The sequence below is a fragment of the Hymenobacter sp. BT559 genome, from assembly GCF_016427535.1.
Taxonomy (GTDB): domain Bacteria; phylum Bacteroidota; class Bacteroidia; order Cytophagales; family Hymenobacteraceae; genus Hymenobacter.
Map to the genome: position 1 here is coordinate 269,183 of NZ_JAELXV010000001.1, position 14,547 is coordinate 283,729.

The 14,547-nt window shown below is 60.6% G+C and carries 12 protein-coding genes; 6 read left to right on the top strand and 6 right to left on the bottom strand.

From position 1 onward, the window contains the following. The first annotated feature begins 8 nt into the window (after positions 1-8). From kdpA to JAO77_RS01170, 6 genes are all read left to right on the top strand, one after another. Positions 9-1,715 carry a potassium-transporting ATPase subunit KdpA gene (gene kdpA / locus JAO77_RS01145; RefSeq protein WP_198988438.1) on the top strand — a complete coding sequence of 569 codons (1,707 nt, stop codon included), beginning with the start codon at positions 9-11 and terminating at the stop codon, positions 1,713-1,715. A gap of 190 nt (positions 1,716-1,905) precedes the next feature. Beyond that, on the top strand, positions 1,906-3,954 hold the full coding sequence (kdpB, locus tag JAO77_RS01150; protein ID WP_198988439.1) for a potassium-transporting ATPase subunit KdpB: 2,049 nt from the start codon (positions 1,906-1,908) through the stop codon (positions 3,952-3,954). 133 nt (positions 3,955-4,087) lie between these two features. Continuing rightward, on the top strand, positions 4,088-4,651 hold the full coding sequence (kdpC, locus tag JAO77_RS01155) for a potassium-transporting ATPase subunit KdpC (protein ID WP_198988440.1): 564 nt from the start codon (positions 4,088-4,090) through the stop codon (positions 4,649-4,651). A 93-nt stretch (positions 4,652-4,744) separates the two neighbouring features. Continuing rightward, the gene (locus JAO77_RS01160; protein WP_198988441.1) at positions 4,745-5,878 is read left to right on the top strand and encodes a porin; all 1,134 of its coding nucleotides are present in this window, start codon (positions 4,745-4,747) and stop codon (positions 5,876-5,878) included. Positions 5,879-6,048: 170 nt separating this feature from the next. Beyond that, positions 6,049-7,221 (top strand): universal stress protein, encoded by a 1,173-nt coding sequence (locus JAO77_RS01165; protein WP_198988442.1) that lies wholly within the window; start codon positions 6,049-6,051, stop codon positions 7,219-7,221. Positions 7,222-7,348: 127 nt separating this feature from the next. Further along, on the top strand, positions 7,349-9,112 hold the full coding sequence (locus JAO77_RS01170) for a HAMP domain-containing sensor histidine kinase (RefSeq protein WP_198988443.1): 1,764 nt from the start codon (positions 7,349-7,351) through the stop codon (positions 9,110-9,112). Positions 9,113-9,114: 2 nt separating this feature from the next. Here JAO77_RS01170 and JAO77_RS01175 read toward each other — a convergent pair whose 3' ends face one another. The 6 genes from JAO77_RS01175 to JAO77_RS01200 all read right to left on the bottom strand — a co-directional run bounded on the left by JAO77_RS01175 (position 9,115) and on the right by JAO77_RS01200 (position 14,467). Continuing rightward, on the bottom strand, positions 9,115-9,540 hold the full coding sequence (locus tag JAO77_RS01175) for a DUF1810 domain-containing protein (RefSeq protein WP_198988444.1): 426 nt from the start codon (positions 9,538-9,540) through the stop codon (positions 9,115-9,117). A 49-nt stretch (positions 9,541-9,589) separates the two neighbouring features. Further along, a complete protein-coding gene (locus tag JAO77_RS01180; RefSeq protein ID WP_198988445.1) occupies positions 9,590-10,564 on the bottom strand; it encodes an SMI1/KNR4 family protein in 975 nt (324 codons plus the stop codon). Between the two features lie 19 nt (positions 10,565-10,583). Then, positions 10,584-11,954: a M28 family metallopeptidase gene (locus tag JAO77_RS01185; protein ID WP_198988446.1), complete on the bottom strand. Its 1,371-nt coding sequence runs from the start codon at positions 11,952-11,954 to the stop codon at positions 10,584-10,586. A gap of 33 nt (positions 11,955-11,987) precedes the next feature. Next, positions 11,988-12,950 carry a class A beta-lactamase, subclass A2 gene (gene bla, locus JAO77_RS01190; RefSeq protein WP_198988447.1) on the bottom strand — a complete coding sequence of 321 codons (963 nt, stop codon included), beginning with the start codon at positions 12,948-12,950 and terminating at the stop codon, positions 11,988-11,990. Positions 12,951-13,091: 141 nt separating this feature from the next. Continuing rightward, positions 13,092-13,547, bottom strand: coding sequence for a DUF1569 domain-containing protein (locus tag JAO77_RS01195; RefSeq protein WP_198988448.1), 456 nt, complete (start codon positions 13,545-13,547; stop codon positions 13,092-13,094). Positions 13,548-13,732: 185 nt separating this feature from the next. Next, a complete protein-coding gene (locus JAO77_RS01200; RefSeq protein ID WP_198988449.1) occupies positions 13,733-14,467 on the bottom strand; it encodes a YebC/PmpR family DNA-binding transcriptional regulator in 735 nt (244 codons plus the stop codon). Positions 14,468-14,547 lie beyond the last annotated feature (80 nt).

Genomic DNA, 14,547 nt, shown 5'->3' on the forward strand with positions numbered 1-14,547 from the left:
CTACACCCATGAACAAAGAACTTCTCGGCATCGGCGTCCTTTTCGGCTCGACGGTGCTGCTGGCCATTCCGCTGGGCCGCTACCTGGCTACCATTTACCGGGGCGATAAAAGCTGGACCGACTTTCTGGCGCCCCTCGAGCGCCTGCTCTGCCGCCTCGGTGGCATCGATGCTACCCGCCAAATGACGTGGCAGCAGCACCTAGGGGCGCTGCTTACCATCAACCTGGTGTGGTTTTTCTGGGCCATGTTCGTGCTCTGCACCCAGGGCAGCCTGCCCCTGAACCCCGACCACAACCCCTCCATGTCGCCCGACCAAGCCTTTAACACGGCCATCTCCTTCCTGGTCAACTGCAACTTGCAGCACTACTCAGGCGAGTCGGGCGCCACGTACTTCTCGCAGATGTTCTGCCTGATGTTCTTGCAGTTTGTGACCGCCGCCACCGGTATGGCCGCCTGCGTTATTGTCTTTAATGCGCTCAAAGAAGGCACCACCGACAAGCTCGGCAACTTCTACGACTACTTCCTCAAGAGCCTGACCCGCGTGCTCTTGCCTATATCGCTGGTAATAGCATTGGTGCTGGCCTTCCAAGGCACGCCCATGAACTTGGCTGCCAAGGCGCCCCTCGTAACCGTACAGGGCGACTCGGTAAACGTGAGCCGTGGCCCGGCCGCCGCTATGGTGGCTATCAAGGAGCTGGGTACCAACGGAGGCGGCTTCTTTGGCGCCAACTCGGCTCACCCCCTCGAAAACCCCACGTACCTCACCAATGCCGTCGAGAACTTTGCCCTAGTGCTCATCCCGCTGGCCATGGTGTTCGCCTTCGGCTACTACCTGCGGCGGCCTAAGCTTTCCTTCATGGTGTTTGGGGTAATGACGGTGAGCTTCTTGCTGCTGCTGGCCCCCACCGTGTACTACGAGATGCACGGTAACCCCGCCATCGCGCACCTAGGGGCCGACCAGCATCTAGGCGCCCTCGAAGGCAAGGAAATGCGCCTGGGCGCGGCGGCCTCAGCCTACTGGGGTATCACCAACACTGTGATTTCCTGCGGCTCGGTCAACTCGATGCACGACTCGCACATGCCGATTTCGGGCATGGCCGAGCTGCTGGGTATGATGACGAACTGCTTCTACGGCGGCGTGGGCGTGGGCTTCCTCAACTTCTTTGTGTTCGTCGTCATCGCTGTGTTTATCTCGGGCCTGATGGTGGGGCGCACGCCCGAGTTCCTAGGTAAGAAAATTGAGGCCCGCGAAATGAAAATTGCGGTCATCATTGCCCTGCTGCACCCGCTGCTCATCCTGGCCGGCACGGCCATGGCCGCGCACCTCTACGTGGGCAACCCCACCGAATACGCCGGCTGGCTGGCCAACCCCGGCTACCACGGCTTTTCGGAAATGCTGTACGAGTACACCTCCTCGGCCGCTAATAATGGCTCGGGCTTCGAGGGCCTGGGCGACAACACGCTGTGGTGGAACATCTCAACCGGCGTGGTGATGGTGCTGGCGCGCTACCTGCCCATCATCGGGCCGGTGGCCATCGCGGGGCTGCTGGCCCGCAAGAAGTTCATCCCCGAAAGTGCCGGCACGCTGCGCACCGACACGGGCACCTTCGGCATCATGGTCTTCTTCGTGATTTGGATTATCGCCGCGCTCGCCTTCTTCCCCTCCCTGGCCCTAGGTCCGCTGGCCGAGCACTTTACGCTGTATGCGCGCTAGGCCTGATGGGCGTGGGACCCCACCCCCCGGCCCCCTCCCCTCCAGGAGAGGGGGAGCCTGCTGATACTTTTTAGAAATTATCAATCCGTCTCACGGAACATGTTGCACGCTGCCATGGCTCCCCCTCTCCCGGAGGGGAGGGGGCCGGGGGGTGGGGTAACTGCGCCAGGACTGAATGACTATCCCCAAAATGGCAACCCAATCTCAATCCTTATTTCAACCCGCGCTGGTCGCCGAGGCTACGAAGCAAGCCTTCTTGAAGCTCGACCCGCGCATCATGTTCCGCAACCCGGTGATGTTCACTGTGGAGCTTGGCACGGTGGTGATGCTGCTAGTGACCCTAGGGCAGCTTGTGCGGCCCGACGCCAGCCAAGGCAGCTTCGGCTACAACCTCACGGTGTTTGTGGTGCTGTTTCTCACGCTGCTATTTGCCAACTTCGCCGAGGCCATCGCCGAGGCGCGGGGCAAGGCCCAGGCCGATTCGCTGCGCAAAACCCGCCAAGACACGCCCGCCAAAGTGCGCCAGGAAAACGGTACCTTCCAGAGCGTGAGCTCGGCGCAGCTGCAAAAAGGCCAAGTGTTCGTGGTCGAGGCCGGCGAGATTATCCCCACCGATGGCGAGATTATCGAGGGCCTGGCCACCATCGACGAGTCGGCCATTACGGGCGAGTCGGCCCCGGTTATCCGCGAAGCAGGCGGCGATAAGTCGTCGGTCACGGGTGGTACCAAGGTGCTCTCCGACCGCATCGTGGTGCTGGTAACTACCGCGCCCGGCGAGTCGTTTCTGGATAAGATGATTGCGCTGGTCGAAGGCGCCGCTCGCCAGAAAACGCCCAACGAAATTGCCCTCACCATCCTGCTGGCCGGGTTTACGCTGGTGTTCGTCATCGTATGCGTCACCTTGCAGCCCTTCGCTCGCTACGCCAACACGCCCATCGCGGTGGCCTCGTTTATCGCCCTGTTTGTGTGCCTAATACCGACGACCATCGGCGGGCTGCTCTCGGCCATTGGCATTGCGGGCATGGACCGCGCCCTGCGCGCTAACGTTATCACCAAGAGTGGCAAAGCCGTGGAAACGGCCGGCGACATCGACGTGCTGCTGCTCGATAAAACCGGCACCATCACCATCGGCAACCGCAAAGCCACGCACTTCTGGCCTGCCCCTGGCGTAAGCGAAGGCGAGCTAATTGAGGCCGCCGTGCTGACCTCCCTGCACGACGAAACGCCCGAAGGTAAAAGCATTGTGGAACTGGCCCGCCAAAACCGCCGCCTCGACGAAGCCAACTTGCAAGAGCGCCTGCTAGGTAGCGAGCCCATCAAGTTTACGGCTGAAACCCGCAGCTCCGGCGTCACGCTGGCCAGCAGCCTCCGCCTGCGCAAGGGCGCGTCCGATGCCATCCGCAACCTGGCTAACGCGGCCGGCCAGACGTTCCCCAACGAGACGACGCAGCACGTGTCTCAAGTATCGAGCAACGGCGGCACGCCGCTGGTAGTGAGTGAGAACGACCGCATCCTAGGCGTGGTGGAGCTGCAAGACATCATCAAGCCTGGCATTCAGGAGCGCTTCGAGCGGCTGCGCAAAATGGGCATCAAGACCGTGATGGTGACCGGTGACAACCCGCTCACCGCCAAGTTTATCGCCGAGAAGGCCGGCGTGGATGACTTCATCGCCGAGGCCAAGCCGGAGGATAAAATGAAGTACATCCGCAACGAGCAGCAAGGCGGCAAACTCGTAGCTATGATGGGCGACGGTACCAACGATGCGCCCGCCCTCGCCCAGGCCGACGTAGGAGTAGCCATGAACTCGGGCACCCAAGCCGCTAAGGAAGCCGGCAACATGGTAGACCTCGACAACGACCCCACCAAGCTCATCGAAGTGGTTGAAATCGGCAAGCAGCTGCTCATGACCCGCGGCACGCTCACCACCTTCTCGATTGCCAACGACGTAGCCAAGTACTTCGCCATCGTGCCCGCGCTGTTCATGGTCGCCATTCCGGCCCTAGGCGCGCTTAATATCATGGGGCTGAAGTCGCCGCAGTCGGCCATCCTAAGCGCCGTGATTTTCAACGCGCTCATCATCCCGGCGCTGGTGCCGCTGGCCCTCAAAGGCGTGGCTTACCAAGCCGTAGGTGCCTCGGCGCTTCTGCGCCGCAACCTGCTCATCTACGGCCTAGGTGGCGTGGTGGTGCCCTTCATCGGCATCAAGGCTATTGATATGCTGGTCGGGCTGTTTTTGTAATCCTCTTCTAATAATGCCTGTCATGCTGACGAAGGAAGCATCTTGCGTGGTGCAGTAAACCTTAACGTTAGTAACGAAGCGAGCAAGATGCTTCCTTCGTCAGCATGACAGAACTACTAGGTTGCTTCTACTCATGAAAAATCAACTCATTCCCGCCGTCCGCCTCACCGTGGTACTATTGGTGCTGTGCAGCGTAGTTTACCCTGCTGTGGTGTGGGCCGTAGCGCAGCTAGCGCCCGGCCGTGGCGAGGGCGTCCAAATCACCCGCAACGGCCGCGTGGTCGGCTTCGCCAACGTGGGCCAGAAGTTTGACCGTCCCGAGTACTTCAACTCGCGCCCCTCGGCTGCCGACTACCACGCCGACGGCTCCAGCGGTTCCAACAAAGGCCCTAGCAACCCCGAGTACCTCGCCACCGTGAAAGCTCGCTTGGATACCTTCTTGCTGAAAAACCCCGGTGTGACGGCTGCCAAGGTGCCCGCCGAGCTGATTACGGCTAGCGGCTCGGGCCTCGACCCGCACCTATCGCCGCAGGGCGCCTTGGTGCAAGTGGCTCGTGTGGCGGCGGCTCGCCACCTACCCGCCTCTAGCGTGCAGGCGCTGGTGCAGCAGCACGTCGAAACCAGCGTGTTTGGCCCCGACCACGTCAATGTGCTGCAACTAAACCTGGCTCTTGATGAGCTAGCCAGCCACAAGTAAGCTTTTTTGTTAACGTGCGGTGCCCGCCCACCTAGGCGGGCGCCACGCCCTTTACCTTCCCGCTATGGGAGCGGTTCGCTCCCTGGCTTACCCATGAAAAACCTAGTATTGCCAGTACTGGCCACCCTTTGCACAAGCGTGGCCCTGGCCCAGACCACCCCCACCACCGACCCGAGCTTGGCCGTACCCGCCCCGGCAGCGCCCGCTACTGCCACTCCGGTGGCCGGCCCGCTCACTACTTACGGCTTTGTGGATGCCTACTATGGCTTCGATTTCAACCACGCCGGTACCAACGTGCGGCCGGGTTTTCTGTACTCGCACAATCGCCAGAACGAGTTCACGGTGAACAACGCCGTGCTGGGCATGCGCTACGACGATGGCAAGGTGCGCGGGGCGCTCGGCATCCACGCCGGCACTTATGTTAGCGCCAACTACGCCGCCGAGGACCAGGTGCTGAAGCACATTTACGAAGCCTACGCTGGCTTTCGGCCCTTCGCCAAGGCGTGGCTCGACCTAGGGATTTTTGGCTCACATATCGGCTTCGAGTCGGCCATTTCGAAAGACAACTGGACGCTGACCCGCTCGCTGATGGCCGAAAACTCGCCCTACTACGAGTCGGGTGCCCGCCTTACCTACGAGGTCAGCCCCAAGCTGACGCTCACCGGGCTGGTGCTCAATGGCTGGCAGAACATCCGCGAAACCAACCAGGGCAAGGCCCTAGGTACCCAGATTCAGTGGAAGCCAACCGATAAGCTGCTCATCAACAGCAGCACGTTCTATGGCAATGAGCAGCCGCAAGACTCGCTTAAACGCCGGCGCTACTTCCACGATTTTTACATCACCTACGCGGCCGCCGAGCGCCTCAACCTGGCCTTGGTCTTCGATGTGGGCAAGCAGCAGAGCGCTGGCCGCCACGGCTACGACACCTGGCACACGGGCTCAGCCTTCGTGAAATACAAGCTCAGCGACCAGTTTTCGACCACCCTGCGCGGCGAGTATTACAACGCCGACCGCGGCGTCATTATCAGCAGTATTTCGCCCGTCGCCACCGACGCCCGCTTCTTGGCCGGCGGCACTTCGCTCAACCTCGACTACCTGCCCACGGCCAATGTCGCCTTCCGCGTAGAGGGCCGCTACCTGCGGGCGCAGAATGCTATTTTCCAGCACGATACTGGCAACTCGCGCAACTACGGCAATATCACTACTAGCGTCGCGCTATCGTTTTAATTCGCCCTAATGCCGACCCCACCCCCTAGCCCCCTCCCCTTCGGGAGAGGGGGAACTAGTTCTAGTGATTTTTAAAGCCTAGAACTAGCATTAGTCCCCCCTCTCCCGGAGGGGAGGGGGCTAGGGGGTGGGGTCCACGCCCGCCGAGCCTGCTAAATCAATCCAATAACATGAACCCCACGCCCGAGCAAGACCAACGCGACCAGTCGGCCGAGCGCTTTTTGCGCTTGGTGCAGCAAAAGCGGCGCGGCACGCTCAAGGTGTACCTAGGGTTGGCGGCCGGGGTGGGCAAGACGTACCGCATGCTGCAAGAGGCCCACGACCTGCACACCCACGGCGTAGACGTACTGCTCGGCTACGTCGAAACCCACGGCCGGGCCGGCACCGTGGCACAGCTGCGCCAGGTGCCGCTGCTACCGCGCAAGCAAGTGTTTTACAAGGGACGGGCACTGGAAGAGATGGACCTCGACGCCATCGAGCAGCGCCGCCCGCAGGTGGTGGTGGTAGATGAGCTGGCCCACACCAACGTGCCCGGCTCGCGCCACCAAAAGCGTTGGCAAGACGTGGAAGAGCTGGTGCAGCGCGGCATTTCGGTGATAACCGCCGTGAACGTGCAGCACCTCGAAAGCCTGCACGACCAAGTGCTGAAAATAACCGGCACCGACGTTACCGAGCGTATTCCTGACCAGCTGCTGCGGCAAGCCGACGAGGTTGTAAACGTGGACCTGACGGTGGGCGAGCTGCGTGCCCGCCTCGAAGAAGGCAAAATCTACGAGGCGGCCAAGGTGCCCACGGCGCTCGCCAATTTCTTCCAGGCTGAAAACCTGCTGCAACTGCGGCGGCTGGCGGTGCGTGAGGTGGCCCAGCTCCTAGGTCGCCAAGTGGAGAACGAGGCGGGCGGGGCGCCCGTCATCCCGGTTCAGCGCCGCAACACCGACCGCCTGCTGGCTTGCATCAATTCTAATGAGCGGGCTGCTAAAGAGATAATTCGCAAAGCCTCGCGCCTCGCCGACCGTTTCGGGGCGGCCGTGTGGTACGTGCTCTATGTGCAAACTAACCGCGAAAGCGCCGACCGCATTGGGCTGGCGGCGCAGCGCCACCTCATCAACAACTTACAGCTGGCGACGCAGCTCGGCGCCGAGATTTTGCGCGTGAAGGATGATGACATCGTGCAAGCCATCAGGCGGGTGGCGCAGGAGAAGAATGCTACACTGCTCGTCTGCGGCATTACCGGTGAGAAGGGCCTCTGGCAGCAGCTTAGCCGCGGCGGCGTCACGCATGACCTGCTTAGCGCTGTTGCCCGCGATGGCAGCGACCTAGATGTGTATTTGGTAACGTATTGAAAGTATTGTCATTGCGAGGAGGAACGGCGAAGCAATCCTTCCTTCACGCCTAGCAAAAATTATTCTGATGTAAAAGGAAAGATTGCTTCGCCGTTCCTCCTCGCAATGACAAGTGCTACCTAAAGTCATGAATCTTAAAACCAAAATCACCCTAGGCTTCCTGGCGATGCTGGTGCTGCTGCTCGGCATCGGGGGCTACTCGTACTACTCGCTGCGGCAGCTCGACCGGGCCTCGCGCGGGGTGCTGCGGGCCAACCTCTACTCGATAGAGCTGGGCCAAAATATGCTGCGGGCGCTCGACCAACTGGGCCAGCCCACCGCCGATACGGCCGGCACGGCGCAGTTTGCCGCCGCCCTGCGTGAGGAGTCGCACAACGTGACCGAGTCTGGCGAGCAGCGCGTCGTGGATGAGTTGCAGCGTTACTTCCGGCTCCTAGGTAGGCCAGCGCAGCCTGATGTGGCCGCTACTACGCCCGTAGTGCTACGCCGCCTCACCAACCAAATGATAGAGTTGAACACCAAGGCTATAACCAGAAAGATAGAGCAAGCCAACCGCCGCGCCGACCGGGCCAACGACAACCAGCTCATCATCCTTACAGTGGCCGTGCTGCTGGCCCTGGCGCTGGTGGGCAGCGTGCCCGAGGCCGCGGTGCAGCCACTACGCAAGCTCACGGCCGCGCTCGACCACGCCACCGAGCGCAACTTTTCGGCCAGCATTCCGCGCGAAAGCCACGATGAGTTTGGGCTGGTGGTACTGGCGTTTAACCGCATGCTGAGCCAGCTGCGCGAATACCGCACCTCCACCGCGGCCGAGCTGATAACCGCCCGCAACCGCGCCGCCAGCATCGTGAATACCCTCGATGAGGGCCTGCTCCTGCTCGACGAAAACCGTCAGATTTTGCTGGCTAACCCCGTGATGTGCGAACTGCTGGGCTTGCCCGCCGACAAGCTGGTGGGCCGCCCGGCCTCCATCGTGCGCCTCGAAAACGACCTACTCCAAACCATGCTGCTGCCCCTCGACGCCCCCAACCGCGAGGCCGCCGTGGCGGCAGCGCCGCTGCTGCACATTGCCCAGCGCGGTGAAGAGGCCTTCTACCGCTTGGCGGTGCAAGACTTGGTTTCTTTCAACGAAGTGAGCGAGAAAACTGAGTTTGTGGGGCAAATGCTGACCCTGCGCAACGTGTCAGATTTTAAGAAGCTCGACCAAGTGAAGTCGAACTTCCTGGCCACTGTATCGCACGAACTGAAAACGCCGCTGAGCAGCATCAACCTCAATACCAAGCTGCTGCAAGACGAGCGCCTGCCCGCCGACGAGCGCCTGCGCGTGACGGGCCACATCCGGCAAGAAACGCAACGCTTGCAGCGTATGGTGTCTGAGCTGCTTGATGTTTCGCGGCTCGACCTAGGCACTGGTATTCAGCTCGACGTGCGGCCCACCAACCTGGCCGAAGTGCTAGGCTACGCCACGGCCACTGTGCAGCCCCAAGTCACCGATAAGCAGCTGCACCTCGACGTGCAGCTCAGCGCCGAGCTACCCGCCGTGCGCGCCGACGTAGAGAAGTCAACCTGGGTACTTATCAACCTCATGGCCAATGCTATTCGCTACTCGCCCCTAGGTGGCACCCTCACGGTGCGGGCCGTGCCCACGGGCGGAATGGTGCAAGTGAGCGTGCAAGACCGCGGCCCTGGCATTGCGGCCGAAAACCACGAGAAGATATTTCAGCGCTTTGCCCAGATACCCGACAAAACGGGCTACCGCGGCGGCTCGGGCCTAGGGCTAAGCATTGCCCGCGAGTTTATTACAGCCCAGGGCGGCCGGCTGTGGGTCGAGAGCGAACTGGGAAGTGGCAGCTGCTTCTTCTTCACGCTGCCCGTAGCCGAGGCCGCCTAGGTCTATTTGTCGAGTAGCTGAAGGGTTTTGCCATCCGGCGCACCCCCAAAAAACTTCGCCAACACCTGCTCAAAAATTCGGCTAGCCTCTGGTACTTGGGCAAATAGCGTCATCGACGACTTGAGCTTCACATCGTCGGGGCTGCCCATAACGCTGGTGGCATTGCTGCCCGGCAACTGTAATAGCGCTTCGCAGATGGCCACCAGCCGCGGGCCCAGCACCGTGTGCTGAAGGTAGGCTGTGGCTTCGGCCAGGTCCTTGATGCCGTAGAACCGAGACGTTTCGCTGAAGCCTAGGCCCTGCACCTGGGGAAAGATGTACCACATCCAGTGACTGCGCTTGCGGCCGGCTTTTACTTCGGCCAGCGCCTGGGCGTAGTCGGTGGCTTGGGCATCGAGGAAGCGTTGAAGGTTGGGTTGGGCGGGCATAATTAGCTTAAAAAAGCAATGCGTGAAAGTGGTTAAGACGCGGCATTGCCTAGGCGAGATAGTGCAGCAAACGCTGGCGTAGGGTATGCTCGTAAGCGTTACTAAATGTAAAAAGGCCTGTTGGGTCTACTACAATTTGACCCGCCGCGCGGCTATTCTCAAACCAGTCCTCAATGAAGTCTGGAGCATAGCCGTTTGTACTAAATTCTCCGTCTGCTAGGGCAATGATATCGGGGTACGCCTCCACAAAAGCAGCTTTGGAAACGACTGGATGCGCTTGGCTATACAAGAGAAATTGCGCATCATAGAGTAGCGTGGATAGCTCATCGGCATGCAAGGCAAAATACTGCTTTGCAGTGGTGAGCTTGTAGCAAATGTTGCGAATTATCTGTCCGTAGTCTGCTTCTGCTTGCTGGGCCACAAGCTCGGTCAGGAGCAGTGAAAATGCACCGTTCCTGATGCGTGCTAAGTCTTTCTGCAAGTCCTCGGCTGACGTATCATACACTTGTTCGTTGACCAAGCCTCGAACAAAGGATTCAAAATCCTTAGCTAAGAAGGTGATGGCGTAATCATCTTCTTGGTCTACGTGCACTACCGTGGGCTCGCCCTGAGTGCCGCAAGCCGAGTAGTCGAGCATAACCATGTCGTGGCCTGCCGAGGGGCAGTCACAAATGCAAATACCAATAGGTGGGTAGCCCCATTCATCTAACATAAACTGGCTGCCTAGCTCGCCGCAAAGCGAATAAGCTTTGGTGCGGCCAATACCAAAAATGCCAGTAATAGCGACGTGGTCATCAGCCCACGACGTGGGTTTGGCGGTGGGGAAGCAGGTATCAATTGGTGTGCCGCCGTTGTGCCCCTGCATCAATTCGATATAAGCAGCGGGAAGCTTATAGCCTAGCTCCTGCTCTACACTGGCAATGAGCTCTCTAGAAGGGGCCTCTTCCACGTATTGCTTCAGCGCGTAATCGCTGTCATCCCAAAAATTCGCTAAGTCAAAGCCCGCGAAAATTGCGTTAGCCATTGGTGTGAAAGGTATGGTTTTACCGCCCCACCACGGGCAGCACGGGCGTGCTTTCGTGCCCTTGGGCATCCACGCTCACTACGCCGAAAATGTAGTTGTCCTTGCTAATTCCTAGGTCGGCCGTGGTGCCCGAAACGGGGAAGCGCTGCTGCCACTGCGGGGCGCTCGTTTCGCGCACCAGCACCACGTAGCCGGCGGGGGCGGGGCCACCTTGCGGGGCCTGCCAGCGCAGCTCGGTGCGGTTGGTAAGCTTGGCGGTGAGCACTTCCACTTTTTGCGGGGCGGCGGGCGCCAGGGCTAGGCTGGCCAGCGTGGCGAGGTTGACCTGGGCAGTGCGGCGTAGGTAGCGGTAATCTACAAACTCGGGCAGGTCGCCGTACACGATGCCGTTTTCGGTGCGTAGGTCCTGGTGCTGGTGGTTGAAGTTCTCGTTAGTTTCAGTGAAGCGCACGGCTGCGTAGCCCTGCTGGTTGAAGGGCGTGTGGTCGCCGCCGCGCAAGAAGCGGTCGGGACGGTATTCGAGCAGCACCGCGTAGCCATTGGCGCCCACGTAGCGCTGGGCGGCAGTTTGGGCGTAGCGGGCGAGCTGGCGGCTGGGCGCGTCATTCTCGGAGCTGAGCTGGCGACGCACGCGGGCTTGCTCGGGCGTTTCGTTAGCTGGCACGCCCTCGCTAAACACGCGCAAGTGCAAGGTGTCCGTGATTTCGGGGTCGTAGCCTTTCGAGTTGCCCACGATGTCGTTGTTGAGCACGCCCACCACATTCCAGCCTTCACGCTTGGCGCGCTGGGCCAGGTGGGCGGCACCTAGGAGGCCTTGCTCTTCGCCCTGTACGGCCACCAGCTTAATGGTGCACGGAAATTTCTGGCCGGCCAGCACGCGGGCTACTTCCATTACAGCGGCCACACCGCTGGCGTCGTCGTTGGCGCCGGGCGCGTCGGCGGTGCGGTTCATTACGTCGGTCACCCGCGAGTCGAGGTGGCCGCTCATGATGAATACGCGCTTGTCGGTGGGGTCGGTGCCGGGGATGGTAGCCAGCACGTTGGCCATCGGCGTGAGCTTATCGACGCGCTTGCCGTCGGGCTTCATCAGAAAGGTGTCCATCTCAACGGTCATGCGCCCGCCACCGGCCTTGCTGTATTTCTTAAACTCGTTGAACACCCACAGGCGCGCCGCCCCGATGCCGCGCTTCTTGTCTTGCGTGTCGCTCAGGGTGTGGCGGGTGCCGAAGCTCACCATTTTGCGCACGTCGGCCTCTAGGTTCTTGGCCGAAACCTCATTCACTAAGCGCTGAATAATAGGGTCGGCGGCCGGCTGTGGTGCCGAGGGCTGGGCCAGTGCAAAACCGGGCGTGCCGAGCACGAGCAAGTGTAAAAGTTTGGTGCGAAGCATAAGTAAAGTCAATGGTATTGATAAAATGAATCTTTAGGACTTGGCCGTGAAATGACGCCACACCACGCGACTCACGGCTGCGATAAGGCTTTCGCCCGCCGCTTCGGAGGCAGTGGCGTTGGTGACAAATACCACCACGGCCACGTGCTGCCCGTTGGGCAGCGTGAGCAAGCCCGCATCATTAGTAGCCGCGGTCAGGCCGGCGGTGTTAGTGCCTGAGGTGCCAGTTTTGTGTGCCACCTCGGTACCAGCCGGCACGCCGGCGCGCAGCCGCTTGAGGCCGGAAGGACTGGTGGCAAGCATCTGCCACAGTACAGCGCGGCTGGCCGGAGCCAAGTAGCGGCCGCGGCTGAAATTTGCGAACAGCTGGCACATGGCGGCTGGGGTAGCCCAATTGGTGTACTGCACATCCTCGCGCCGATGCATCTCCTCTTCTGTGGCGGCAATGTGCACATCGGCTACGCTTAGGCTGCGCACGTAGGCCTGCACCGCCGCTGGGCCGCCAAGCAGCCGAAAAAGAATATCACAGCCGTTGTTATCGCTCTCAGACACGGTGTAGCGCAGCACCTCGCGCAACGGCACGCGCACGTTGCCGGCTGGGTAGCGCTCGCGCAGCGGGCTCCAGGTATTGGGCAGCAGGTCGGCGGGCTGCAGCAGTAGCTCTTGGTCGAGCTGCAAGCGACCCAGCTCTACTTGGTGCAGCACCGCTAGTGCCAGCGGAAACTTATACACGCTTTGCATGGGCAGGTGCGCCTGTCCGTTCACTTGCGCGCTGGCGCCGGTTTCTACTTCCTGTACTGCCACGCCCACGGTGCCCGCAAACCCGGCCACGGCGCGCGCTACCTCGGCTTGCAGCGCCGCGCTACGTGCTAGCTGACTGGTCGGGCTAGCCTCTACCTGCGCATGCCGTGCGGTCGCGCATGGCCCCATCAGCTTGGCAGAGTGGATTGGGTTGGCGAAGGCTAACAGGCCAGCAGAGAAGAACAGAAATTTCATACGCAATCGCAAGAAACGACAAACGCCGCTAGCAGCGAAGCTCAGCGGCGTTGGAAAAAGGCATCAGCTAGGCCGGCAGAGTTGCGTGACGGTAGCAAGTGCCTGTTGGCAAGAGAAAAAGGCGGCCCTAGGTATGCTTGGTCAAACGCCAAACTGCCGCAGGTGATGGTCGAGATGTTTCCAAGTGATTTCCCCAAACTCCTGCGCCGACAGCTGCCCAAACAGCGGGTGGTTGACGCCGCTGGGGCTATAGCTCGACGGCGCCAATAAGCGAAGGAGCGTGGCATGGTCGGTGGCAAAACTCACGGGCGGCGTCATGCCACGGCGGGCATCTAGCTCACGCAGGGTCTTCATGCCTGGCTTAAACTCTTTGAGCTGCGTCACAAACCGCTTCTTTAGCAGGGGCTTCAGAAAGCCCGGCACCCACAGCGAGGTCACGCGCTTCTCGCCGCGGCTCACGCGCAGCTGGTCGGCGCAGTGCACCAGCATCTGGCCCGCCGTCATGGTGCCCCAGCGGGGTCGGGCGTCGGGCATCAGCAGAAAGAGGCGGCTGATAAGGACTTTATTGTCGCGAGGGTCTAAGAAGTTGGCGGCCATAAGCAAAGGCAAGTGCGCATGAGTAGCACTGCTTTTGCGAATGTATCGTGATTTTACCTTGGCCAATTACATTAATAGCAAACGCCGCTAGCCTTAACTGGCTAGCGGCGTTTGGTAGAAGTAGGACGGAGGTTAGTCCGCCCATCTTTTGGCTTAGTACTCATGGACTAAAAGTCCCCGCTACACTAGCCCATGGTGTGGTACACGGCCTGCACGTCCTCGTCTTCTTCGAGCTTGTCGATAAGCTTTTCAACCTCCTCGGCCTGTTCGTCATTCAGCGATACCGTGGTGTTTGGCACGCGCTGCAGGGTAGCGCTCAGTACGTTCACGCCTTTGGCACCTAGGGCCTGCTGCATCTGGCCAAAGTCGGTGAAGGCGGTTTCAACCACGATGTACTGGTGCTCGGCGCCATGCTCGTCTTCCTCGGTGGTTTCGTACACATCCTCGGCGCCCGAGTCGATGAGTTCCAGCTCTAGCTCGTCGCGGTCCAGCCCTTCGGCGGCCAGCTTAAATACACCCTTGCGGGTGAAGGTGTAGTCGGAGCTGCCGGCGGTACCTAGGGCGCCGTTGTTGCGGTTGAAGTACAGGCGCACGTTGCTCACGGTGCGGGTGGGGTTGTCGGTGGCCGTTTCGACCACGATGGCTACGCCGTGGGGGCCATAGCCTTCATACACCACCTCCTGGTAGTCTTTCTCGTCTTTGCCGGTGGCGCGCTTAATGGCAGCTTCTACGCGGTCCTTGGGCATGTTCACGCCCTTGGCGTTTTGCATAGCCGTGCGCAGGCGGGCGTTGGTATCGGCATTGGGGCCGCCTTCTTTCACGGCCATCACGATTTCCTTGCCGATGCGGGTAAAGTCTTTCGACATCCGGTCCCACCGCTTCATCTTGCGGCCTTTCCGAAATTCAAATGCGCGTCCCATTTTTTCAAGTCAGTTATCAGTTAACAAATAGCAGCGCGGGCGGCGGGGTGGGAGAGGCGGCCCGAATGCGGATGCAAAGG